The organism is Rathayibacter sp. AY1D2 (assembly GCF_002932695.1).
Taxonomy (GTDB): domain Bacteria; phylum Actinomycetota; class Actinomycetes; order Actinomycetales; family Microbacteriaceae; genus Rathayibacter.
This window is the reverse complement of record NZ_PSVX01000040.1, coordinates 16,660-39,477: the sequence shown is the minus strand read 5'-3', so window position 1 is coordinate 39,477 and position 22,818 is coordinate 16,660. Positions and strand designations below refer to the sequence as shown.

Sequence of the window (22,818 nt, the reverse complement as noted above, 5' to 3'; positions counted from 1 at the left end):
GCGGCGGCCGCCTCGGTCAGCGGGAAGGAGGGCCCGAGCACGACCTCGAGCTCCCCGCGACCGGCGCGGTCGAGCAGGCCCGGCCGGGCGGCGTCGCGGAGCGCGGTGCCGGGATCGGCTCCCGGTCCGCCGCCGAGCATCAGGATCCCGCCGAGGCGGGCGGCGTGCTCGAAGCCGGCGACGGTGGCGATGCGCGAGCGGTCGGCGACCAGAGCCACCGAGGCGTCCAGCGCCTCGTCGGTGCCCGCCGTGTCCAGCGCGACGTCGACGCCGCCGGGGGCCAGGACGCGCACGCGCTCCTCCAGCCCGGCGCCGTAGCGGACCGGCTCCGCGCCGAAGCGGCGGACGACCTCCTCGCCGCGCTCGCTCGTGGTGCCCAGCACCCGTGCTCCGCGGGCGACCGCGAGCTGCACCGCGAGCGAGCCGACGGCCCCGCTCGCCCCGTGCACCAGGACGGTGTCCCCGGAGGAGACGCGGGTGGCCTCGACGAGGTGCTCGGCGGTCGTCCCGGCCAGCAGCAGGCCCGCGGCCGCCGCCCAGCCGAGCCCGGCGGGCTTGGGCAGGACCGCGCTCGCGGGCGCGACCAGCTCGGCGGAGTAGCCGCCGGAGACCCGGAACGCCACGACCTCGTCGCCCACGCGGATCGGGCCGAGCGGCCCCTCGGCCCCCTCGCCGACCGCGGTCACGACTCCGGAGATCTCGCTGCCCGGCCGGACCGGCACCCGCCCGCGCCCGAACATCCCGCGCAGGAGCTTCGCGTCGGCCGGGTTCACGCCCGCGGCGCGCACCGCGATCCGCACCCTGCCGGGCGTCGGCTCCCCCGGATCGACCTCGACGGCGCGCAGCGCCTCCGGCCCGTCGAATCCCTCGGCCTGCATCGCGACGACCATGCGTCCGCCTCCCGTCCCCGGGCGCCTGCGCACCCGAGCGCGACGCTAGCAGCAGCGTCCGACCCCCGGATCCCCTGCGGAGAGCGCGGCAGCCGACCGAGAACGCCCGTTCTGGTACCGCCTACCATGGAGGGATGTCCCCGATCCTCGACGAGCGCCCTCCCCGCGAGGCGATCCTCGCGGCCGCCGACCGGCTCTACTACGAGCGCGGCATCCAGTCCGTGGGGATGGACGAGCTCCGCACGGCCGCGGGCGTCTCGCTGAAGCGCCTCTACTCGGAGTTCCCGAGCAAGGAGTCGGTGGTGGTCGCCGTCCTGCACGGCCGGCACGAGCAGTGGACCCTCGGCGTGACCACCCGGGTCGCCGCGGCGGACGGACCTCGCGGCAAGCTGCTCGCGATCTACGACTTCCTCTTCGACTGGTTCTCCGAGGACTCGTTCCGCGGCTGCGGCTTCATCAACGCCTTCGGGGAGCTCGGCTCGTCGAACCCGATGGTCGCCGAGATGGCGCGCGACCACAAGGAGACGTTCCAGCGCTTCCTCGCGACCCTCGCCGAGGAGGCGGGTGGCGGCGCCGAGCTCGCCGCGCAGCTCGCGATCCTCGCCGAGGGCGCCCAGACCACCGCGGCCATCGCCGGAACCCCGGAGGCCGCCCTGCACGCGCGTCGCGCCGCCGAGATCCTCATCGACGCGGAGACGCGCCCCGTCTGAGGCACGCCGCGCGCGGGATCAGGCCTCGCCGCCCCCGGGCGGGCCGACCACCAGCAGCGCCGCGAAGACGACGGCGACCAGAGCCAGGACCAGCGCCCCGGCGAGCACGGGCCGCGCGAGCGCCCAGCGGAGGAGCCGGCTCGTCACGCGCCGGTCGCGCGGGTCGTCCGTGGCGTGCGTCCGCCACGGGCCCTCCAGCAGGCCGCGGCGCTCGAAGCCGCGCTCCAGCGGGACCGTCGCATAGGGCACGACCGCGCTGACGACCGCGAGCGCCGTCGCGCCCGCCGACCACCGCTGGTTCACCGCGAGCACCAGGGCCGCGGCTCCGTAGGCGAGGAACGCGAACCCGTGGATCGGCCCGGCGACGCTCACCGGCCAGTCGCCGGCTCCGGCCGCGTACTTCAGCAGCATCCCCACGATCAGGAGAGTCCAGGTCACCGCCTCGACGATCGACAGCAGGCGGAAGAGGCGGCGCGGGCTCATGGGATCGGCTCCGTTCGGTCCGCGGCGACGCGGCTCGGGGTCGGTCGAGGGTCGCCCGGAGCCTACGGGAGCACGCTCGCGAGGAACCTGAGCGGACGGGGACCGCTCGGGGCGCTCAGCCCAGCCAGCCGGTGAGCGAGAGGGCCGTCACCGCGCCGACCAGGCCCGCGGCGACGAGGGCGACCGTGCCCGTGACTCCGCTGCGGGAGGCGGCCGCGGCGGGGCCGCCGGCCAGGCGCGCCCACAGCCGGCGTGCCACTTCCTCGGCGGAGGGGCGGTCGGCGGGGTCGAGAGCGGTCATCGCGGTCAGCAGCTCGCGCCACTCCGCCGGGACCGACTCCGGGACGACGGGCGCGTGGTGGAGGCGCTGGATCGAGATCTCGAGCGTCGTGCCGGTGTAGGCCCTGCGGCCCGAGACGGCCTCGAGCAGGACCAGCCCGAGCGAGTAGACGTCGGACGCCGGTCCGACCGGGCCGGAGCCGAGGCTCTCGGGGCTGAGGTACGCGGCGGTGCCCACCAGCACGTCGGAGCGGGTGAGCCGTGCGTCGTCGACCGAGCGGGCGATCCCGAAGTCGCTGAGCTTGGCCTCGTGCGCGGAGAAGCCGGATGCGGTGGCGCGCGAGCGGACGAGGACGTTCTCGGGCTTCACGTCGCGGTGGAGGACGCCCTGCGCGTGCAGGTGCGCGAGAGCATCGGCCACCTGGGCGCCGACCTCCGCGACGAGCCGCTGGTCGCCGGAGGCGAACCAGTCGGCCGCCGGGTCGCTGCGGTCGAAGTACTCGAGGACGAGGAACGCGATGTCCCCCTCCTCGCCGGGGATCTCGCCCTGGTCGAGGACGTCCACCACGGAGGCGTGACGCGAGTCGATCAGGAAGCGGATCTCGCGCTCGCGACGCGCCCGCTCGTTGGGGGTGTCCGGGACGTCGCGGTGGACCTTGACCGCGACCTGGCGGGCGAGGCGGAGGTCGCGGGCGCGGTAGACGACGGCGCTGCCGCCCTCCCCCACCCGCTCGAGCACGAGGTAGCGACAGGCGAGGGTGGAGCCGACCAGCGGATCCACGACGTCGGCCAGGAGCGGCTGCAGGCGGTCGAGTTCGTCCAGCACGGGCACCTCCCTTCGCGAATGAGTCACTAGCTCGTCTAACTAGTAGTCCCTTCGTAGTGGTCGCCGCCCCTTCAGGCAAGCACCTCGGGGGAGGTTGGCTTGTCTAGATGTTCTTGCTACGAGACTGTCTAGACTGTTCGGCATGGATGAGGTCACGCTGAAGCGACCCGGGGCCTTCTGGTTCTCGGGTGAGGCGACCGAGCCCGGAGCGGTGGAGGTCCTCGCCGCGATGCGCGCCTTCCGCACGGCGGAGGCCGCGATGCGCCGCCGGACCCGCGGATCCATGGGCATGGGCGAGAACGACCTGCTGGCCGTGCAGTTCCTCATGCGCCGCAAGCAGAAGGGCGTGCACGTCAGCCCGAAGGACCTGGCCTCCTACCTCGGCATCTCCTCCGCCTCCACGACCGTGCTGATCGACCGGCTGGTCAAGAGCGGGCACGTGGTCCGGGAGCCGCACCCGAGCGACCGCCGGGCCATCCGCATCGTCGCCACCCCCACCTCCCACCGCGAGGTGCGCGAGACGCTCGACGAGATGCACCGCCGCATGCTCGAGGCGGCCGAGACGCTCAACCCCTCCGAGGCCGGGACCGTCATCCGCTTCCTGCAGACGATGCGCGACATCGTCGAGCGCCCGGCCGACTCCGAGACGGTCGACGCCGCCCAGGAGCTCGCGGGCGAGCCGATCGGCGAGTACGCCGACGGCGTGCTGGAGCAGCGCCGCGCCTGACCGGCGTCCACTCGGCCGCGACCGCGTGTCCCCGGGAGTTCACTCCGGGGGTCTTCTGCCGCGCCCCGGATCCGTCGGAGAATCGAGGCGTCCGGCGGCGATGGACAGAAAACGCACTCCGCGACGTAAGTAGCTAGCTCAACTAGTAGGAAGTCTTTCTAGCGATATAGAGTGACGGACGTCAGCCACTCGCACGTCAGATCGGAGCACACCATGGGCAACATCCTGTACGGCACTCCCCCCGCCGCCATCGAGGTCGAGGACCGCGCCCTCGCCCACCTCCAGATCGTCATCATCAACAAGTTCCGCCGCGACGAGCGCTTCCTGCTCACCCTCGACGCGAGCCCCCAGGCCGGCACCGGCCGCCGCGGCGTATGGATGCACCCGACCATCCCGATCCAGTTCGAGTTCAAGGGCAGCCGCCAGCCCACGATCAACCCGGAGTGGGTCGAGGCCCTCATGGAGCGCGCCAACAGCGGCGCCGGCCTCCGCATCGTGCCCGAGCCGACGAGCAACGCCGCCGTTCCGCTGCGCCGCGCCGAGCCCGCCGCCTGACCCTCCGCGCCGGAGCCGCTCCCGATCAGGCGCCGCCGCCGCACACCGACACGACCCGCCTTCCCGCCCGGGAGGCGGGTTCCGTCGTCTCCGGGCCTGAGAACCCCGGGAGCGCGCTCGCAAGTGGTTGACATTCCGCGCCACGGTCAGGGTCGCAGTCCTACACTGCTCCTGCGGCACGGGGTCGTTCCGGCGGGCTCGTCCCTGCTGTCGCACGCATGACCGGCCGCCGGCCGCTCGGGCCCCCCTCTCGAGCGACCGGCGGACGGCTGCGCGGCGCACCCGAAGCGCCGTCCGCGAGGTCCGCCGGAACCAGGAGCGGCCAGATGACCCACGGAACGAACAGCCTCACCACCACCGTCGACGAGGTGCGCCCGGGCGACCTCTTCTGCGCCGTCGTCGCCCACGAGACCGAGCAGTGGCGCGTCGTCGCCGTCCTCGGCATCCGCGTCCTCGCCGAGCGGGTCTCCGGAGGAGACCGCCGCAGCTTCACGCTCCGCTTCGTGCGCCACCAGCTCTCGCCGGACGTGCTCATCGCGAGGGGCGCCGCAGCGAACCGCTAGGGGATCAGGCGCTCCGCGCGGTAGCGGTCGAAGAGCGCCGTGAACGAGTCGACCGTCCGGTGGAACGCCGTGAAGCCAGCGAGGCGGGACTTGCCGATGTCGGTGACGACCTCGAGGTTCCGGCCGAGGTCGGCGTCGGTGTGCCACCAGGAGGCGACGCGGGAGAGGTCGGGCTCGATCAGCCCGTGCTCGTCGACGAGGCGCCGCCAGACGGGCTCGGCATCGGCCATCTGCTGCTCGAGCGGCTGCGGCTCCTCCCCCGGGCCGACCGGCTCGACGCCGAAGTGCTCCGCGATCCGGGTCCACATCCAGCGCCAGCGGAAGACGTCGCCGTTGACCACGTTGAAGGCCTGGTCGCGGCCCGCCTCCGACGTCGACGCCCAGAGCATCTGCTCGGCGAGGATCGTTGCGTCGGTCATGTCGGTGAGTCCGTTCCACTGCGTGAGCGAGCCGGGGAACACGAACGGGGTGCCCTCGGCACGGTGGATCGACGCCGCGACCGCGAGGGTCAGCCCCATGTTCATCGCGTTGCCGACGGCGTGCCCGATGACCGTGTGCGAGCGGTGCACCGACCAGGTGAACCCGGCGCGCCCGGCCGCGGCGAAGAGCTCGTCCTCCTGCGCGTAGTAGAAGTTCGGGGCGTCGAGGCGCTCCTCCTCCTCGTGGAACGGGGTGTCGGGCATCGCGCCCTGCCCGTACGCCTCGAACGGGCCCAGGTAGTGCTTGAGGCCGGTCACCAGCGCGACGTGCTCGACGGGAGCGTGCGCGAGCGCGGCGAGGAGGTCGCGGACCATGCCGCCGTTGACCGCGATGTTCTCCTCCTCCGTCGCCTGGCGCGACCAGGCGGTGAAGAAGACGTGCGTGGGGCGCTGGTCGGCGAGCACGCGGGCCAGGTCCTCGGCGGAGCGCAGGTCGGCGGCGAGCGGAGTGACGCCGGGGCGCGCGTCGATCGGGCGGCGCGAGAGGGCGGTCACCGGCCAGCCCTGCTCGGTGAGCAGGTCGACGAGGGCGGAGCCGCCGATGCCGGTCGCACCGACGACGAGGGCGCTGCGGGGGTCGGACGGGGGGACGGGAGTGGTGGAGGACATCCCCTGGGCCAACAGCCCCGGGGGCGAGGCATTCCCCGATCCGGGCGTCACGGAGGGACACCGGAGGTCACGGAGGGACACCGGGCGTCACGGAGGGACACCGGGCGTCACGGGCGGACCGCGGACCGGGCTCCTCCCCTACCGTCGAGCACGAGCCGCCCGGGGTGGGCGCAGCGGAACAGGAGCCGACGATGACCGTGACCGACGTGCGGGCCGTGCCCGAGGTGGACTACGAGGAGCTGGCGGGGCGGTTCCGGCCGCTGTTCGCCGAGATCGCGGCGGGAGCGGCGGCGCGGGAGAGCGCACGCGAGCTGCCGGTCGCGCAGATCCGAGCGCTGGCGGACGCCGGGTTCGGCGCGGTGCGCGTGCCGCTGGAGTCCGGCGGGGCCGGCGCGAGCCTCCCCCAGCTGTTCCGCCTGCTGACGGAGCTGGCCGCCGCCGACTCCAACCTGCCCCAGGCGCTCCGCGGCCACTTCGCCCTGGTCGAGGACCGGTTGCTCGCGACCGACGGGACCCGCGAGCGTTGGCTCCGGCGCTTCGCCGACGGCGAGCTCGGCGGCAACGCCTGGACCGAGGTCGGCACGGTCGCGATCGGCGACGTGCAGACGAAGGTCGCTCCGGTCGAGGGCGACCCGACGCGGTTCACGGTGACCGGCACGAAGTACTACTCCACCGGCAGCGTCTTCGCCGACTGGATCGACACCTTCGCCCAGCGCACCGACACCGGGCAGAAGGTGATCGCGATCGTCGACGCTCGCCAGGCGGGCGTCGAGCACGCCGACGACTGGGACGGCTTCGGCCAGCGCACCACAGGCTCGGGGACGAGCACCTTCACGGAGGCGGTGGTCGCGGCCGAGGACGTGATCGACTTCGAGACCCGGTTCCGCTACCAGACCGCGTTCTACCAGGCGGTGCTGCTGGCCGTGCTGGCGGGCTCGATCGCGGGGGCCGAGCGCGAGATCGCAGCCGAGGTGCGGGCGCGGACCCGGATCTTCTCGCACGGGAACGCCGAGTCGTTCGCGGCGGATCCGCAGATCCTGCAGGTGGTGGGACAGGTCTCGGCCGCCGCCTATGCGGGAGCGGCGATCGTGGAGCGCGCGGCGGTCGCGCTGCAGCGGGCGCACGACGCGGCCCTCGACGGCGACCCGCTCGAGGACGAGCGGCAGAACGACCTCGCCGAGCTCGAGACGGCGCAGGCCCAGATCGTCCTGACGCAGCTGGCCACCCGGGCGACCTCCGACCTCTTCGACGCGCTGGGCGCCTCCGGGGTGAGCACCCGCAAGAACCTCGACCGGCACTGGCGCAATGCGCGTACGGCCGCGAGCCACAATCCGTGGGTGTTCAAGGCGCGGATCGTCGGCGACCACGCGGTCAACGGCACCGTGCCGCCGCGGGTCTGGGCGATCGGCGCGGGGCCGAAGCGGTAGTCGCCTCGGCGCCGGCCGGGGGCGGTGGACAGCCGGGGAGGGCGGAGGAGAGGATCGAGGGGGCGGCGACGCGGCCGCCGCGGACGAGGGGGCTCGCGATGATCCGGACGACGACCGCGAGGGGCGCCGGTGCGCTGCTCGCCTGCGGGGCGGGGCTGCTCGCGCTGAGCGGCTGCACGGGAAGCGCCGACGAGGGGACGGCCCCGACGACCGCTCCACCGCTGGTCTCGAGCGCTCCGATGCCGAGCAGTGCCGTCCCGACCGCGAGCGCCGGCAGCACGACTCCGCTGCCCACCGCGACCCCGGCCACCGCCCTGCTCCCCTGCGAGGACCTGCTCACCGCCGACGAGGAGGGGTCGCTCGCCGAGGACGGTCTCGCCCTCTCACCCGAGGCGACGGTCTACGACGTCGACTACCCCGTCGTGCAGGAGATCGCCGAGGACGGGGTGCTCTGCCGGTGGAGCGGCCAGGGCGACGTGTCGGTCGTGGTCGGGCAGCTGGCGGTCCCGGACGCGGAGTGGCCTGACCGGACCGCCGCGCTCCTCGCCGACGGGTTCACCGCCGACGACACCGCGGCTCCGGGCTTCCTCGACGGGCCCGACGGACCGGACGAGAGCTACCCCGGCCGCGGCGTCCTCCACCGCGACGGCGTCCTCTACTACGTGAGCTACTCCGGGATCGTCGGCTCGATCGTGCCGCTCTCCGGCTGAGGCGGCGGATCGAGAGCCCAGGGCGGGCGCCCGTGGTCGGCGCTGCTCCCCGTGGTCAACTGCTCGCCGTGGTGGTCGAACGACAGCGGGACTCCCGCCTCGGCGCACTCACGGCCGATCAGGTCCATGGCGTTCCAGAAGTACTCGCTCGCTCGTCGATCCCCGGAGATCGCGGAGAGCAGATTGCTCGTGGCGAGACGAGCAGCGTCGGACGCGATCGAGTTCGAGGAGCTCTCGTCGAAGCCCTCGAGGGCTTCGCGAAACGGTGGACGCAGAACGGGATCGAGTTCCGGCGCGTAGTCGTTCCACGTGCGCTCGAGCGGGACACAGGGAGCGGCCTCCTGCACGCCTCCCGGCTTCCCGCACCCGGTCAGGAGGAGCGTGGCCGCCAGTAGGGCCGGCACAGCTGTGGTGCGTCTCACGGGTCTCCTGTCGGTCGAGGGCCCGTCCCGGTCCGCTCCCGGTGCACCGGTTCCTCCGGGACGGATCGAAGGACCGTATCCGGTCCGAGCTCGCCGACCGGCGCCGCGGCGCGGTACGGCTCCGACAGGCGCGTCCGGCGTGCTGCCCGGTGGGTTCCCGTCCGGAGTCGGGTGGGGCCTGCGGCAGGGGGTAGCGTCGACAGGTGCGATTCCCGTGGCGTTCCCGAGACAGCGAGCGACTGCCGCGGGACGTGCTCGTGCTGGGGGTCGTCGCCTTCTTCGTGATGCTGGGGTTCGGCGTCGTCGTGCCGGTGCTGCCGACCTACGTGCGCAGCTTCGGCGTCGACTACACGGCGGTCGGCGCGGTCGTCTCGGCGTTCGCGCTGATGCGGCTGGTCGCGAATCCGTTCGTGGGGCCGCTGGTCGACCGGTTCGGCGAGCGGGTCGTGCTCGCTGTCGGCATCGGCATCGTCGCGCTCTCCTCGGCGCTGGTCGGCTTCGCCTCCGACTACCCGCACCTCCTCCTGCTGCGCGGGGCCGGCGGCATCGGCTCCGCGATGTTCTCCGTCGCGGCGATGACGCTCCTCCTGCGCACCGCGAGCCCGGAGCGGCGCGGCCGCTCGATCGGCTTCTACCAGGGCGGCTTCCTGCTCGGCGGCATGGCGGGCCCCGCGGTGGGCGGCGTGCTCACGGCGATCTCGCTCACCGCCCCCTTCTTCTTCTACGCCGGCACGCTCGCGATCGCGGGGCTCGTCGGGCTGATCCTGCTGCAGCGGCCGGAGCGCGACGCGGCACCGTCCGCCGCGGCGAGGACGAAGCCCCTGCGCGAGGTCGCCCGCGACCGCCGGTACCAGAGCGCGGTGCTGGCGAACTTCGCCCTCGGCTGGTCGGCGATGGGAGTCCGCGCGACGCTCGTCCCCGTGCTCGTCGTCGAGGGGCTCGGCGGGCAGCCCGCCTGGACCGGCATCGCGTTCGCGATCGCCGCGGTGGTGCAGACGATCGCGCTGGCGCCCGCCGGCCGCTTCGTCGACACGGTCGGCCGGCGCCCGGCGCTGATCGGCGGATTCTCCGTCGCGGCGGTGGCGATGCTGGCGATGCCGTTCGTCTCGGAGCTGTGGCTGCTCGTCGTGCTGCTCTGCGTCTACGGAGCGGCGGCCGCCTTCATGGGCACGGCCCCGGGTGCGCTGGTCGGTGACGCCGCGGGCGAGCGCGGCGGCAAGCCGGTCTCGGTGTTCCAGGCCGCGTCCGACCTGGGCGGCGTGATCGGGCCGCTGCTCGCAGGCGCTCTCGCCGACGCCGCATCGCCGACCGCGGCCTTCGCCTCCGCCTTCGTGCTGCTGGCGGCGAGCGCGCTGCTCGGCCTGCGGATCCCGCGCTCGCGGATCGCCTAGCTGTTCCGCCCGCGGGCGTCGATGGGCCAGACGGCGCCGCCGCCGTCGCGGAGGAGGACGCGGTACTCGTCGGCCAGGTTCACCGCGACGCAGACGTGGTTCGGCGCGATCCGCACCCGCGTCCCCACGGGCAGGTCGACACCGGTGATCGTCGCATGGTGCTCCGAGAGCACCGGGATGCGCGCCTCCGGGTGCTCCGGGAGGCGGCCGAAGCCGCTCGAGGCCGCGCCGCGGTCGGAGGAGAGCACCTTGCTGCCCGCGTCGGCGATCAGGTGGTCGCCGCGGCGGGACACGATCGTGGCGAGGACGGTGACGGCGATGTCCTCGGGCGTCATCGTGCCGATCTCCCACTGCTGGGCGTCGCCGAGGGCCGAGACCCCGGGGCGCAGCTCCGTGAGCACCGAGGAGTCGGCGAACGCGGCCGACGGGGTCGAGCCTCCGCTGACCACGCGGGCCTCGACTCCGGACGCCGCGAGCGACGCGACCGACTCGGCGAGCGCGCGCGCCTCGTCGCGGGCGGCCGCCGCTCCGTTGCCGGCCGCGTAGCTGTGGCCGGGGAAGGTGAAGACGCCGGCGACGTCGAGCCCGGCGGAGACGGCGGCCGCGGCGATCGCGCCGGCTTCGGCGGGGAGCACGCCGCTGCGGTGGTGGCCGGAGTCGATCTCGACGACGACCTCGAGCCCCTCGCGCTCGGGCAGGGCCGCGGCCAGGCGCTCGGCCGACTCCGCCGAGTCGACGCCGACCCGCACACGGGCGCTCGCGAGGACGTGGCGGAGCCGCCCGGCGCGCTCGGCGTCGAGCCAGAGCGGGTAGGCGATGAAGAGGTCGCGGATCCCTCCCGCGGCGAAGACCTCGGCCTCCGAGACGGTCGCGACGGTGAGCCCGACGGCCCCTGCGGCGAGCTGGCGCCGGGCGATCTCGAGCGACTTGTGCGTCTTCGCGTGGGGGCGGAGCGCCAGGCCCCGCTCGCGGGAAGCCGCGGCGACGGCGGCGATGTCGCGGTCGAGCACCGCCTCGTCGAGCACCAGCGCCGGAGTGGCGAGAGCGTCGAGCACGGCGGAGCGGGCGGAGGAGTCGGCGGCGGCGGTATCGACGGTCACGCGCCGAGCCTAGGCCGCACCACCGGCCCGCGTCCCGCCGTGAGGGTGGCCTCGGGCCGGCCCGCCGCCCGGTCGTCGAGCCCCGCGGAAGGCCCCGCGGAGGGATCCCGTCGAGCACGACACCTCGTCGACCTCGGAGGCTGCCGCGGCGCTCCGCTCCATCGCCGTCTTCCGGATCGCCCACCTCTCCGCCGGGACGCTCTCGACGACGCTCCTGGGCTTCGGCGTGGTCGGGCTGAGCACTCTCGTCCACTGACCGTTCATCCTCCGCGGGATGCGGGGAGGACCCCGGCGCTGCCAGGCTGAGCGGATGACTCCGCAGTCCTCCCGCCTCCGGCCCTTCGGCCCGTCCGGCGCCACCGTCACCCGGCTGACCCTCGGCACCTCCTGGCGCCCCGAGCGCGTCGCCGACCTCGACCGGGTGCCGGCCCTCGAGCGCGTCCTCGACTCCGACGCCGCCACCCGCGCCGTCTCCGTCATCGACACGTCCAACGAGTACGCCGGCGGCCACAGCGAGCGCCTGATCGGCGAGGCCCTGCAGGCCCGCGGCGGCGTCCCCGAGGGGATCACCGTGGTCACCAAGCTCGACCGCGACCCGAGCACCGGCAGCTACTCGGCCGAGCGGATGCGCCGCAGCCTCGACGAGAGCCGCGAGCGCCTCGGTATGGACGTCCTCCCCCTGCTCTACCTGCACGACCCGGAACGCATCTCGTACGACGAGGCCTTCGCCGAGGACGGCCCGGTCCGCGCGCTCGTCGCGATGAAGGAGGCGGGCGTCGCCCTCTCGATCGGGATCTCGGGCGGACCCGCGCCGATGCTGCGCCACTACGTCGACACCGGCCTCTTCGACGCCGTGATCACCCACAACCGCTTCACGCTGGTCGACCGCTCCTCCGAGGAGCTGATCGGCGCGTCCGTCGACCGCGGCGTGATCGTCGTCAACGCGGCGGTCTACGGCGGAGGCGCCCTCGCGCGCTGGCCGGAGCCGGTCGCCTCCTACGCCTACCGGCCGGCGCCGCGCGAGATCGTCGACGCCGTCGCGGCGATGGGAGCGGCCTGCGAGCGGGCGGGCGTGCCGCTCGCCGCCGCCGCGCTGCAGTTCTCGACGCGCGACCCCCGCGTGACGACGACGGTCGTCGGCGCCACGTCCGCCGAGCACTACGACTCCTTCGTGGCCGACGACGCGCTCGAGATCCCCGACGCGCTGTTCGAGGAGCTGGAGTCGCTCGCTCCGCCGAGCACCGTCTGGCAGGACGCGCCCGGGGCGACCTGGCCGCGCTGATCCGGGCATAGCCGGGCTCTCCTCCCGGTTGGAGCACGTGACCCCCTCCGCGAGATGCCGCCGGCGTGCGCCCACACCGGCGTATCGCCTACCGAAGCGGCGTTCCGCGGAGAAGCACGACAGGAGAGACATGACCGACACCGCCTTGTTCCAGCCGCTGACGCTCCGCTCGAGGACCGCGCGCAACCGCCTCTGGGCGGCACCGATGTGCCAGTACTCGGTGGAGGCGCAGGACGGGGTGCCCACCTCGTGGCACCTCGTGCACCTCGGCGGGCTCGCGCGCGGCGGATCGGGCGTCGTCATCGCGGAGGCCACCGCCGTCGTCCCCGAGGGGCGGATCAGCCCCTGGGACACGGGGCTGTGGAACGACGAGCAGCGCGACGCCTGGGCTCCGATCGTCGACTTCGTGCACGGACAGGGCGCGCTCGCGGGCGTGCAGCTCGCCCACGCGGGCCGGAAGGCGTCGACCTACCGCGAGTGGAGCGGACGCGGATCCGTGCCGCTGGAGGACGGCGGCTGGCCGACCGTCGCTCCCTCGGCCGTCGCGTTCGAGGGCTACGCGGAGCCGCGCGAGCTGGCCGCGGAGGAGCTGCCCGGCCTCGTCGAGGCGTTCCGCGCCTCCGCCCGCCGCGCCGCGGACGCCGGCTTCGACGTGATCGAGCTGCACGCCGCGCACGGGTACCTGCTCCATCAGTTCCTGTCGCCGCTCTCGAACACCCGCGAGGACTCCTACGGCGGCTCGCTCGAGAACCGGGCGCGCCTGCTGCTCGAGGTCGTCCGCGCGGTCCGCGCCGAGATCGGGGAGCTCGTGCTGCTCGTCCGCTTCTCCGCGACCGACTGGGCCGAGGGCGGCTGGACACTGGAGGAGACGATCACCGTCTCGGAGTGGGCGCGCGCCGAGGGCGTGGACCTCTTCGACGTGTCGACCGGCGGACTCGTGCACGCCAGCATCCCGGTGGCGCCGCTCTACCAGGTGCCGTTCGCGCGCGACCTGCGGAAGGCGACCGGTGCGCTGGTCGGCGCCGTGGGACTCATCACCACGGCGGAGCAGGCGGAGGGCGTGGTCGCGAACGGCGACGCCGACGTCGTGCTGCTCGCCCGCGAGCTGCTGCGCGACCCGAACGCTCCGGTGCGGATGGCGCACGAGCTCGGCGCGGACCTGCCGGTGCCCCCGCAGTACACCCGGGCCTGGCGCTGAGCCTTCAACCGCGAGATGCCACCTGTGCGCACGCCTCGCGGCGTGTCGTGTGCACAAGTGGCATCTCGCGGAGGAGAGCGGTCGGGCTCCCCGGAGGAGAGCGTCAGCTCTCGGAGGGCTCCTCGGGAGCGTCCTCCTCGGGGTTGAAGTGCGAGTCTCCGGAGACCCCCACCGCCAGCCCGTCCTCGGAGTGCGGGATGGTCTCGTCGTCGCCGAGACCGTTCGCCTTCTTCTCGCCCTCGGACGAGGTGGCTGCGTCGGTCACGGCTCAGGCCTCGACGTCGCCGCGCCAGGCACCGTCGGGGGTGCCCTGCTTCTCGATGTACTCCTTGAAGTTGTTCAGGTCCTTCTTCACGGCGTGGCTGCCGGCGCCGACGAGCGAGCCGAGCGTCTCGAGGAAGCCCTTCGGCTCCCAGTCGAGCTGCACGGTGACGCGGGTCTCGGTGTCGGAGAGCTTGTGGAAGGTGACGACGCCGGCGTGGTCGGTCTCGCCGCCGGTGCTGTTCCAGGCGACGCGCTCGTCGGGGTGCTGCTCGGTGATGTTCGCCTCGAACTCGCGCTCGACGGGGCCGACCTTCACCTTCCAGACGGTGAGGGTGTCGGTGACCTGCTGGATCGACTCGACCTCGTCGAGGAAGCGCGGGAACTCCTCGAACTGGGTCCACTGGTTGTAGGCGACGGACACGGGGACGTTGACGTCGACGGTCTCGATGATCTGCGGCACGGTGGTGCTCCTTGCTGTCTCACTCGGTGTGCGGCGTTCCGCTGCTGCGGTCGTCAGGCTCGACGTTAGGCGGGAGCCGCCTGGGAGCGCACCGGGTTGCGGACTGCCCCGAACGTGGTAAGCGGAGGCGGTGCTGCGGTGCGCGCGCCGGGACGGCTCCGGCGGGCGCCCGAGACGCCGCCGCGCGCGCCGGGACGTCCGCCGGAGGGCGGCGTCCGGACGGCACGGCGGCGTCTCGGGAGCGGCAGGACGGAGCAGGCCGTGGTCAGCGGTCCTGCGGGTCGCCGCCGAGCTGGCCGATGGCGGGGAGGGGGCCGCCGTCGTCGGCGCCGGTGCGGCACCAGCGGGCGATGGCGTTGCCCAGGTGGTAGATCACGAGGGCGGCGCCGGCGCCGAGGACGATGCCGCCGAGCTCGAAGCCGCCGGAGGAGAACGAGAAGCCGGCGATCGCGATCACGAGGGAGACCGCGGCGGTGTACTGGTTGACCGGGCGCGAGAAGTCGACGCGGTTGTCGATCCAGATCTTGATGCCGATCACGCCGATCAGGCCGTAGAGCGCAGTGGTCGCGCCGCCCAGGACACCGGCCGGGATCGAGTTGAAGACGGCGCCGACCTTGGGCGAGAGGCTGAGCAGGATCGCAGTGACGCCGGCGACCCAGTAGGCGGCTGTCGAGTACACGCGGGTGGCCGCCATCACTCCGATGTTCTCGCCGTAGGTCGTGGTGCCGGAGCCGCCGAAGGCGCCGGAGAGGGTGGTCGCCACACCGTCCGCGATCAGGGCCCGGCCGGTGCTGGCGTTGGCGGAGGCGTCGGTCATCGTCGCGACGCCGCGGACGTGGCCGACGTTCTCGGCGATGAGGACGAGCACGACAGGCAGGAACATCGCGATGCCCGACCACGTGGATCCGGAGGCGAAGTCGGGGAAGGTGAACGGCGGAAGCCCGAACCAGTCGGCCGCACCGACCGCGGAGTAGTCGATCTCGTTCCGGAGCAGGGCGACGACGTAGCCGATGACCACGCCGAGGAAGATCGAGACGCGGCCGAGGAAGCCGCGGAGGAACACGCTCGACAGGATGATCGCGGCGAGCGTGATCGTCCCGGTGATCGGCGCCTGCTTGAAGCTGAGGTACGCGGTCGGAGCCAGGTTGAACCCGATCAGGGCGACGATCGCGCCGGCGACGACCGGCGGCATCAGCCTGTCGATCCAGCCGAGGCCGACGACCTGCACCAGGACGCCGACGGCGGCCAGGAGGAGGCCCACGGCGACGACTCCGGCGAGCGCCGACCCCGTCCCTCCGACGGCGGTCGCGGCCGTGACGGGCGCGATGAAGGCGAAGCTCGAGCCGAGGTAGCTGGGGAGCCGGTTGCGCGTGATCAGGAGGAACAGCAGCGTCCCGACTCCGGAGAAGAGCAGGGTCGTGGCGACCGGGAACCCGGTGAGCACGGGCACGAGGAACGTCGCTCCGAACATGGCGACGACGTGCTGGATTCCGATGGCGATCGTGGCCGGCCAGGCGAGCCGCTCGCCGGGGGCGACGACGGCGCCGGGCTCGACGGTGCGGCCGTCTCCGTGCAGGGTCCAGATGGGCATGGGGCTCCTCGGCGGGGAAGGGAGGCGGGGGTCGACGTTCACAGTAGCGAGGGGTCTGGCCGTGCCGCGGTACCCGACCTACGATCGGGCCATGGACGGAGCGCGGCGTCTCGGCGAGGAGGAGTTCTCCGCGCACCTCGCCGAGCGGGTCGCGCGGATCCGGGGGTCGTTCGGCGACCTCCCGCTCTGGGCGGTCTCGGGCTGGAGCGGTCCGCGGCTGCTGGCGGAGTGGACGCTGACGGGCGGCCCGCGGGGGCTCTCGTTCCTCGCCGACGAGGCGGTCCCGGGCGGGCCGGGGCCCTCCGTCGAGATCCGCACGACCCTCGGCGATCCGCGGCACGACGTCGCGCTGCTCTGCTGCCGGGAGGAGGCGCCCGTCTCGTTCGTGCAGCCGGAGGCGCTGCCCGCTCCCACGCGGATCGCGGAGATCCCGGTCGACGGGGCTCCGGAGCCCTTCGAGGTCTGGGAGGGAGCCGGGGCCGTGCGCGCGGCCGCCTGGGTGCGCGGGCACGTCCTCACGCTGGAGTGCCGCGGAGTCGATCTGGACGCTCTCGCGCTGGACGAGGTGGACGACATCGAGCCGTTCGTGGCCGGCTGGCTGGAGTTCGTCGGCGCCTCGCGGCGTTGAGCGCCGACCCGCGCTCCCGCGCTGCTGGGAGAGCGCGGAGTCCCGCTCGGCGCGCCGGTGAAAGATGTGCGCCGATCCCGGACAGGAGGGAGCATGAGGCACATGCCAGCTCCCCTCGCGGGTCCCGACCGGTTCGCCGCGGTCGCCGCCGCGGTCGCCGATCCCGTCCGCCGCTACCTCTGGCGGCGCACCGACTCCGCCACCGCCGACGACGTGCTCGCCGCGACGCTCTCGGTGCTCTGGCGCCGCAGCGCCGACGTCCCCGAGGACGACCCGGTGCCGTGGGCGATCGGCGTCGCCCGGCTCCAGCTGCAGAACGCCCGGCGGATGCAGCGCCGCCAGGTGATGCTCGCCCAGCGGATCGCGGTCGTCGATCCGCCGCAGGTGCAGATCGACGAGGGCGAGGCGTCGGGCGCGGAGGAGACCGTGCGCCTCGTGCTCGCCCGGATGCGCGAGCAGGACGCCGAGCTGCTGCGCCTCTGGGCGTGGGAGGAGCTCGACGTCCGTGGGATCGCCGCGGTCCTCGGAGTCACGGCGAACGCCGTCTCGATCCGCCTCCATCGCGCGCGGCGCCGCTTCGCCGAGCTCTACGACTCCACCGACCCGCACGCGCCCGAAGGGGGACTCCGATGACCGGAACCGACGACGAGGACGTCCGCCGCCTCCTCCGCACGGTCGACCCCGCGCGGAGCCTCCCCGCGCTCGACCGCGACGAGCTCGCCGAGCAGATCGCCGCCGCGACGGGCGAGGGCACGCGGACGGTGCACTCCCGCCGCCGCTCCCCCTGGCTGATCGTGGGAGTCGGCGCGCTGAGCGCCGGGGCCGCCGCCTCCCTCCTGCTGCCCTTCGCGCTCGGCGTGGGCGGGGGCAGCACCTCGACGCTGATCCTGCCGAGCACGGGCGGGCCGATGGCCGCGTGCTCGCCGGTGACGGTCGCCGCGCTGGCCCCTGCTCAGCTCGCGTTCCGGGCCGAGGTCCGCTCGATCGACGGGAGCACCGTCACCCTGCACGTGCTCGAGCGCTACGCGGGCGAGGTCGGCGACGGCGTCACAGTCACCCAGGGCAGGGAGACGGCGGTGGACGGGGCCCCGATCGTGTTCGAGACCGGGGTCGACTACCTGGTCGCGGCCGACGGCGACACGATCCTGACCTGCGGCCTCAGCGGTGAGAGCTCCCCCGAGCTCGCGGCGCTGTACCAGGAGGCGTTCTCGCGGCAGTAGGCGGAGGCGGGTAGCGGCCCGCGCGGGCGGTGGCAAGGGCCTCCCCGATCGGGGGGAGCGGCGCGCAGGCTGAGGCATGGGCCTCTCGGCCCTCCCCCTCCGGTCGCCCGGCGGCGCCCGCGGGCCCTCGGCGACGCCGCCCCGCCCGCCCCGCAGGAGGCCCGCATGCCGGTGTTCCGGCTCCTCGAACCGCTCCACGCCGCCGGTGTCGCGCTCGCCGACCTCGCGAGCGATCGGCTCCGCCTCCACGGCGACGGCTCCGACGTCCGCATCACCGCGGTGACCGTCGCACACCGAGGCGGGCCCCGGCGCCCTCTTCGCCGCGCTCCCCGGCAGGAGGAGCCACGGGGCCCGGTTCGCGGCCGACGCGGCGGCGGCAGGAGCGGTCGCCGTGCTCACCGACGCGGGCGGGCTCGACGAGGCGCGCGCCTCCGGACTGCCCGTCCTCCTCAGCGACGACCCCCGCACCGCCCTCGGCCCGGTCGCGGCGCGGGTGTACGGCACGAGGAGCGGACCGGTGCTCCTCGGCGTGACCGGCACCAACGGCAAGACCAGCACCGTGCACCTCCTCGACGCGGTGCTCCGGCAGCTGGGCGTCGTCTCGGGGCTGAGCTCCACCGCCGAGCGCCGCAGCGCCGACCACGTGGTCGCCAGCCGCCTCACCACGCCCGAGGCCTCCGAGCTGCACGCGCTCCTGGCCCGGATGGCGGAGGACGGCGTCGAGGCGGCGGCGATCGAGGTCAGCGCTCAGGCGCTCGTGCGCTCGCGGATGGAGGGGATCGTGCTCGACGTCGCCGGGTTCACCAACCTCAGCCACGACCACCTCGACGACTTCGGCGACCTGGACGAGTACCTCCGCGCCAAGCAGCGCCTGTTCACGCCCGAGCGGAGCCGGCGCGGCGTCGTGGTCGTCGACACCGAGGCGGGGCGCCGGGTCGCCCGCGAGGCCTCCGTCCCGGTCGTGACGCTCTCCGCCGGGGACGGAGCCGACTGGCGGATCGACGTGCTCGAGACCGCGGTCGACCGCACCCGCTTCCGGCTCACCGCCCGCGACGGCTGGTCGACGACCACCTCCGTCCCGCTCCTCGGCCGCCACATGGCCTCGAACGCGGCCCTCGCGCTGGTGATGCTGATCGAGGCGGGCCACGCGCGCGACCGGGTGGCCGCGGCGGTCGGCTCCGGGATCGACGTCACCGTGCCCGGGCGGACGCTGCTCGTGTCCGGCGCCGACGGGCCGCGGGTCTTCCTCGACTTCTCGCACACGCCCGACTCGGTCGCGCGCACCGTCGACGCCCTCCGCGAGGTGACGCCCGGCCGCGTGCTCGTCCTCCTCGGCGCCGACGGCGACCGCGACCCGAGCAAGCGCGCGCCGATGGGCCGGGCCGCCGCCGAGCGCGCCGACCTGGTGATCGTCACCGACCACCACCCGCGCTTCGAGGACCCGGCGCGGATCCGTCGCGCCCTGGTCGACGGCGCCCGCCGCGTCGAGCGCTGCGAGGTGCTCGAGATCGCGGAGCCGGCCGACGCCGTCCGCGCCGCGCTGCACCGGGCCGGCCCGTCCGACTCCGTCCTCTGGGTCGGCCCCGGCGACACCGACTACCGCGTGGTCGGCGCCGACGACCTCCCCTACTCCCCCCGCGCCGACACGGCCCGCGCGCTGGCCGAGGCCGGCTGGAGCGTCGACCTGCTTGACTGACCGGGTGTTCTCGACCCTCCCGGTGCGCCGCGTGCAGGCCCGACCCGAGCACCCCGCCGACCTCGCGCGCTGGCCCGCGACGCTCGCGCCCGTGCGGCAGGTGCTGGCCGAGGGCTGGGATCTCGGCCAGGTGACGGTGATCACCGGCGAGAACGGCTCGGGCAAGTCGACGCTGCTCGAGGCGGTCGCCCTCGCCTACGGGCTGAACGCTGAGGGCGGATCCACGGGTGCCATGCACTCCTCCCGCGCCTCGGAGTCGGACCTGGCCGAGCACCTCCAGCTGGTCCGCGGGGCCGGGGCGTCCAAGCGCGGCTTCTTCCTCCGCGCCGAGACGATGCACGGCTTCTTCAGCTACCTGGAGGAGGTGGGGATCGACGGCGGATACCACGAGCGGAGCCACGGCGAGTCGTTCCTCGACATCGTGGCGAACCGCTCCCGGATCAGCGGGCTGTGGCTCCTCGACGAGCCGGAGTCGGCCCTCTCGGTGTCGGGCTGCCTCGCCCTGATCGGGCAGCTGCGCGATCTGGTCGCCGGCGGCTCGCAGGTCGTCCTCTCCACGCACTCGCCGATCCTCGCGGCCCTCCCCGGAGCCGACCTCTACGAGCTCGACGAGACGGGCCTGCGCCCCTGCCGCTACGACGACCTCGACCTGGTGCGGACATGGCGCGGCTTCCTCGACCAGCCGGCCCGCTTCCTGCGCCGGTTGGAGTAGGTCGGCGGGCGCTCGGCCGCGCCGGAACGGGCCGTTCGTGTTCACCACGAAGGGAAGTACGTCGGCAGGCAGTCCCGTTCTCGCGGATCCCGAGCCGCCAGGGCGAAAGTCTCCGCCGGCACGAGCACTGTCAGGCCGCGGAGGCCGCCGCCGGCCGGGCGACTCGGGGCGCCCAGCCCACCGCGATCGCGGCGCCGGCGAGCGCGAGCTGTCCGAGCGGCGGCAGGATCGCCGAGACCAGGGAGCCGTCGCCGCCGGAGGTGACGAAGGTGTCGGCGACCGACATCCCGAAGCCGAACCCGGCGAAGAAGCGGAAGACGACGGCGCCGGCGACCAGGGCGAGCATGAGCACCGCGATCCGCCGCGGAGTGAGCGGCGACCTCCGGCCGACCAGGGCGCCGACCGTCACGACGATCGCGGCGGCCGTCCAGAACGCGGCCCACCCGGTGACCCAGATCGCGTGGGAGCCGAACTCGAAGCCGTCGCGCTCGGACATGGTCGCGTAGATCTCCGCCAGGGCCACGCCGGGGACCTTCGCCTGCGGATTCCAGACCAGCAGATCCACGGCACCCACCACCGTGACGCCCGCCACGAGCGCGAGGCCCGCGAGGGCGACGGGGAGGCGCTGAGCGCGGGTCGCCGTCCGCGGTGCGAGGGCGATGGTCCGCGAGCCGCCGAGGACGATCGCCCCGCAGACGAGTCCGGCGAGGGAGACGGGCAGACCGACGAGGGCGAGGGGTCCGGGAAGGAGGAGGCCGGCCGCGGTGAGCACCGGGCCGACGACGGCCGCGACCAGGGAGATCCGCGCGAGCACCGTGCGGGCCGACGCCGCAGCGCCGAGGAGGTGGACCGCGCCGAGGACCGCGACCGCGACGGCGGCGACGAGCACCGCGGTCTGCACGGCGCCGACGGCGGCGAGGGCGGTGTCGGAGGCGGCACCCGGCTCGGGGACGATCCCGCCGCCGGTCAGCGCGATGCCGCTCAGCATGAGCGCGGCCGCGGCGAAGAGCGCGAGTCCGCGGCGGGCGAGGCGGCGCGGAAGCGTGCCCCGCGCTTCGCCGGTGTGCGCGGGCAGGTCGCGGTCGACGCTCACCAGCAGGGCGAGCGCTCCGAGGACGACGCCGCGCCGGGGCAGTCCCAGCTCGGCGGCCCCGGCCAGGTCCGCCCGCCACTCCTCGAGGTAGCGCTCGCGGGCGAGCGGGGGCAGCAGCAGCGACAGGAGCCGCAGGAGCGCGCTCACGCGGTCGCCTCCGCCGCTCGCGGCGCCGTCCGCGCGGTCGACCTCATCCGCTCGACGGCGGCCCGGGCTGCTGGGGCGCCCTCCGCGGTCAGCTCGTAGAGCCGGCGACGCGGGCCGCTCCGCTCGCTCGCGGCCTCCCACTCCGAGACCACCCAGCCCGCTCCCTCGAGCCGCTCCAGGATCGGGTAGACGCTGCCCGCCGGTCGCCCGGTGGCCTTGATCACGACCATGCCCCAGGTCGGGCCGTCGGCATCGAGGAGGGTCCGGAGGACGTCCGCGGTGGCGGGCGTGAGGCGAGGGAGTGGCTGCACGGGATTGACGCTACCTATGTAGAGATAGCGGGGTCAATCGGATCGCCTCCGTGCGTCCGGGCGATTCCACGCCACTCCTCGGCCTCGGTCGGGCCCTCAAACGTTCGACGACTGCGCCGCCCCCGTCCGAGGAGGACCGACGTCGGCCCCGCCCCCGCTTCCCTGATCGGCGGGATCGGCGCCTTGATACTCCGATGACCAGGGCGGGATCAGCTGCCGCATCACCCTTCACGGCGGGGTGGTCGCCGAGCAGATCAGCACAGGCGCGTCCGCCTCGGCGATCCCCACGGCGACCCCGCAGCAGCCGCGGACACTGCCGCTAGCCGGACCCCGCACGCAGAACGTCGGCCGAGAGCAGCCGCCTCCACCCTCGGGGGACGGCGGGCACTCTCGGCCGACGGTCTGCGCGCGAGCGCGGGGACTACTTGCGGAACATCCGCGCCGTGGTCTCGAAGAGGCCCTTCACGGGGCGCTGCTGCTCGCCCTGCTGGGCGCCGAGGACGATGATGACGGCGGTCAGCACGGGGATGGCCCACTGGGTGACCTTCTGCACGCGGAGGGCCGTGGTCAGCTCCTGCGAGTTCTGCTCCGACGCCTCGGTCACGCCGGGGGCGCCCTCGTCGGCGTGCTTGGCCTGCGTCGCTCCGGCGACCGCGGCGATCACCGAGGCTGCGCCGGCGAGCCCGGTCACGACGGTCTTGACGACGGTGTTCGTGCGGCTCTCCTGCTGGTTGGCCAGGCGGGTCTTGTTGGCGAGGACGAGTCCGATGCCGCCGACGCCGTGGGCGGCGATCGCGGCGAGCTGCACGGGGGTCCAGCGGGCCCAGCCGTTCGAGGAGAGGCGGAGGCGCTCCGCCGGGTCGGACGAGGTGGACGCGGCGCCGTTCAGGCCGACGGCGCCCATGAGCGAGCCGCCGAACCAGGCGGCGGCTCCGAGGTCGTGGAGACTGCGGACGAGGGTGTTGCGGGAGGGCATGTGGGCCTCTTCTCTGCCGGCGGCGGACGTCGGCGGTGGTCGGCTGGTGCGGACTCCTCCGACGCTACG

General features: G+C 74.3%; 25 protein-coding genes and 1 pseudogene. 14 read left to right on the top strand and 12 right to left on the bottom strand.

Annotated features, from left to right (window positions below):
* Positions 1-890, bottom strand: an 890-nt coding sequence (locus tag C5D04_RS11755; protein WP_258068902.1) for a zinc-binding dehydrogenase, incomplete at its 3' end; no start/stop codon positions are given.
* Between the two features lie 134 nt (positions 891-1,024).
* Between C5D04_RS11755 and C5D04_RS11750 the strand changes: the two genes are divergently transcribed.
* The gene (locus C5D04_RS11750) at positions 1,025-1,600 is read left to right on the top strand and encodes a TetR/AcrR family transcriptional regulator (RefSeq protein WP_104224170.1); all 576 of its coding nucleotides are present in this window, start codon (positions 1,025-1,027) and stop codon (positions 1,598-1,600) included.
* A gap of 18 nt (positions 1,601-1,618) precedes the next feature.
* On the opposite strand, the gene C5D04_RS11745 is transcribed toward C5D04_RS11750, so the two are convergent.
* Together C5D04_RS11745 and C5D04_RS11740 are read right to left on the bottom strand one after the other, a co-directional pair.
* Positions 1,619-2,083 carry a DUF3817 domain-containing protein gene (locus C5D04_RS11745; RefSeq protein ID WP_104225947.1) on the bottom strand — a complete coding sequence of 155 codons (465 nt, stop codon included), beginning with the start codon at positions 2,081-2,083 and terminating at the stop codon, positions 1,619-1,621.
* A gap of 115 nt (positions 2,084-2,198) precedes the next feature.
* A complete protein-coding gene (locus tag C5D04_RS11740) occupies positions 2,199-3,188 on the bottom strand; it encodes a serine/threonine-protein kinase (RefSeq protein WP_181137706.1) in 990 nt (329 codons plus the stop codon).
* 142 nt (positions 3,189-3,330) lie between these two features.
* On the opposite strand from C5D04_RS11740, the gene C5D04_RS11735 reads away from it, so the two are divergent.
* From C5D04_RS11735 to C5D04_RS11725, 3 genes are all read left to right on the top strand, one after another.
* Positions 3,331-3,915, top strand: coding sequence for a MarR family winged helix-turn-helix transcriptional regulator (locus C5D04_RS11735; RefSeq protein ID WP_104347744.1), 585 nt, complete (start codon positions 3,331-3,333; stop codon positions 3,913-3,915).
* A 213-nt stretch (positions 3,916-4,128) separates the two neighbouring features.
* Positions 4,129-4,470: an ATP-dependent DNA ligase gene (locus C5D04_RS11730; protein WP_104224199.1), complete on the top strand. Its 342-nt coding sequence runs from the start codon at positions 4,129-4,131 to the stop codon at positions 4,468-4,470.
* Positions 4,471-4,796: 326 nt separating this feature from the next.
* Positions 4,797-5,033: a hypothetical protein gene (locus tag C5D04_RS11725; protein ID WP_104225949.1), complete on the top strand. Its 237-nt coding sequence runs from the start codon at positions 4,797-4,799 to the stop codon at positions 5,031-5,033.
* Here the strand turns inward: C5D04_RS11725 and C5D04_RS11720 are convergent.
* Positions 5,030-6,121: an SDR family oxidoreductase gene (locus C5D04_RS11720; protein WP_104224165.1), complete on the bottom strand. Its 1,092-nt coding sequence runs from the start codon at positions 6,119-6,121 to the stop codon at positions 5,030-5,032. The genes C5D04_RS11725 and C5D04_RS11720 overlap by 4 nt on opposite strands.
* Positions 6,122-6,312: 191 nt before the next feature.
* Between C5D04_RS11720 and C5D04_RS11715 the strand changes: the two genes are divergently transcribed.
* Both C5D04_RS11715 and C5D04_RS11710 read left to right on the top strand, forming a co-directional pair.
* A complete protein-coding gene (locus C5D04_RS11715; RefSeq protein WP_104266703.1) occupies positions 6,313-7,548 on the top strand; it encodes an acyl-CoA dehydrogenase family protein in 1,236 nt (411 codons plus the stop codon).
* Positions 7,549-7,646: 98 nt separating this feature from the next.
* Positions 7,647-8,258 (top strand): hypothetical protein, encoded by a 612-nt coding sequence (locus C5D04_RS11710; RefSeq protein WP_104347743.1) that lies wholly within the window; start codon positions 7,647-7,649, stop codon positions 8,256-8,258.
* On the opposite strand, the gene C5D04_RS11705 is transcribed toward C5D04_RS11710, so the two are convergent.
* Positions 8,216-8,680, bottom strand: coding sequence for a hypothetical protein (locus C5D04_RS11705; protein WP_146087870.1), 465 nt, complete (start codon positions 8,678-8,680; stop codon positions 8,216-8,218). The genes C5D04_RS11710 and C5D04_RS11705 overlap by 43 nt on opposite strands.
* A 203-nt stretch (positions 8,681-8,883) precedes the next feature.
* On the opposite strand from C5D04_RS11705, the gene C5D04_RS11700 reads away from it, so the two are divergent.
* Positions 8,884-10,071: an MFS transporter gene (locus C5D04_RS11700; protein ID WP_258061248.1), complete on the top strand. Its 1,188-nt coding sequence runs from the start codon at positions 8,884-8,886 to the stop codon at positions 10,069-10,071.
* On the opposite strand, the gene C5D04_RS11695 is transcribed toward C5D04_RS11700, so the two are convergent.
* A complete protein-coding gene (locus tag C5D04_RS11695) occupies positions 10,068-11,171 on the bottom strand; it encodes an alanine racemase (RefSeq protein WP_258068901.1) in 1,104 nt (367 codons plus the stop codon). The genes C5D04_RS11700 and C5D04_RS11695 overlap by 4 nt on opposite strands.
* Positions 11,172-11,481: 310 nt before the next feature.
* On the opposite strand from C5D04_RS11695, the gene C5D04_RS11690 reads away from it, so the two are divergent.
* The gene (locus tag C5D04_RS11690) at positions 11,482-12,453 is read left to right on the top strand and encodes an aldo/keto reductase (RefSeq protein ID WP_181137705.1); all 972 of its coding nucleotides are present in this window, start codon (positions 11,482-11,484) and stop codon (positions 12,451-12,453) included.
* A gap of 130 nt (positions 12,454-12,583) precedes the next feature.
* Positions 12,584-13,651 carry an NADH:flavin oxidoreductase/NADH oxidase gene (locus tag C5D04_RS11685; RefSeq protein ID WP_104254884.1) on the top strand — a complete coding sequence of 356 codons (1,068 nt, stop codon included), beginning with the start codon at positions 12,584-12,586 and terminating at the stop codon, positions 13,649-13,651.
* A gap of 103 nt (positions 13,652-13,754) precedes the next feature.
* Here C5D04_RS11685 and C5D04_RS18260 read toward each other — a convergent pair whose 3' ends face one another.
* The 3 genes from C5D04_RS18260 to C5D04_RS11675 form a co-directional block, all read right to left on the bottom strand.
* On the bottom strand, positions 13,755-13,916 hold the full coding sequence (locus tag C5D04_RS18260; protein WP_167299017.1) for a hypothetical protein: 162 nt from the start codon (positions 13,914-13,916) through the stop codon (positions 13,755-13,757).
* Between the two features lie 3 nt (positions 13,917-13,919).
* The gene (locus C5D04_RS11680) at positions 13,920-14,375 is read right to left on the bottom strand and encodes an SRPBCC family protein (RefSeq protein WP_104224157.1); all 456 of its coding nucleotides are present in this window, start codon (positions 14,373-14,375) and stop codon (positions 13,920-13,922) included.
* Between the two features lie 265 nt (positions 14,376-14,640).
* On the bottom strand, positions 14,641-15,966 hold the full coding sequence (locus C5D04_RS11675) for a uracil-xanthine permease family protein (protein ID WP_104347740.1): 1,326 nt from the start codon (positions 15,964-15,966) through the stop codon (positions 14,641-14,643).
* Positions 15,967-16,057: 91 nt separating this feature from the next.
* Here C5D04_RS11675 and C5D04_RS11670 point away from each other — a divergent pair, with 91 nt between their 5' ends.
* The 5 genes and pseudogenes from C5D04_RS11670 to C5D04_RS11650 all read left to right on the top strand — a co-directional run bounded on the left by C5D04_RS11670 (position 16,058) and on the right by C5D04_RS11650 (position 20,222).
* Complete coding sequence (locus tag C5D04_RS11670) at positions 16,058-16,594, top strand: hypothetical protein (protein WP_104225957.1); 537 nt, start codon at positions 16,058-16,060, stop codon at positions 16,592-16,594.
* A 102-nt stretch (positions 16,595-16,696) separates the two neighbouring features.
* A complete protein-coding gene (locus tag C5D04_RS11665) occupies positions 16,697-17,227 on the top strand; it encodes an RNA polymerase sigma factor (RefSeq protein ID WP_160033683.1) in 531 nt (176 codons plus the stop codon).
* Positions 17,224-17,814 carry a hypothetical protein gene (locus tag C5D04_RS11660; protein ID WP_104257119.1) on the top strand — a complete coding sequence of 197 codons (591 nt, stop codon included), beginning with the start codon at positions 17,224-17,226 and terminating at the stop codon, positions 17,812-17,814. Before C5D04_RS11665 ends, C5D04_RS11660 begins: the two co-directional genes overlap by 4 nt.
* Positions 17,815-18,175: 361 nt before the next feature.
* Positions 18,176-19,510, top strand: a pseudogene (locus tag C5D04_RS11655) (Mur ligase family protein); the annotation flags it as partial.
* A gap of 4 nt (positions 19,511-19,514) precedes the next feature.
* A complete protein-coding gene (locus C5D04_RS11650) occupies positions 19,515-20,222 on the top strand; it encodes an AAA family ATPase (protein WP_104268547.1) in 708 nt (235 codons plus the stop codon).
* A 130-nt stretch (positions 20,223-20,352) separates the two neighbouring features.
* On the opposite strand, the gene C5D04_RS11645 is transcribed toward C5D04_RS11650, so the two are convergent.
* From C5D04_RS11645 to C5D04_RS11635, 3 genes are all read right to left on the bottom strand, one after another.
* Positions 20,353-21,462, bottom strand: a complete 1,110-nt coding sequence (locus C5D04_RS11645; protein WP_104225091.1) for a hypothetical protein — start codon at positions 21,460-21,462, stop codon at positions 20,353-20,355.
* Positions 21,459-21,773 carry a PadR family transcriptional regulator gene (locus C5D04_RS11640; RefSeq protein WP_104225962.1) on the bottom strand — a complete coding sequence of 105 codons (315 nt, stop codon included), beginning with the start codon at positions 21,771-21,773 and terminating at the stop codon, positions 21,459-21,461. The genes C5D04_RS11645 and C5D04_RS11640 overlap by 4 nt, the downstream gene beginning before the upstream one ends.
* Before the next feature lie 421 nt (positions 21,774-22,194).
* Complete coding sequence (locus C5D04_RS11635; RefSeq protein ID WP_104225093.1) at positions 22,195-22,749, bottom strand: hypothetical protein; 555 nt, start codon at positions 22,747-22,749, stop codon at positions 22,195-22,197.
* Positions 22,750-22,818: the final 69 nt, after the last annotated feature.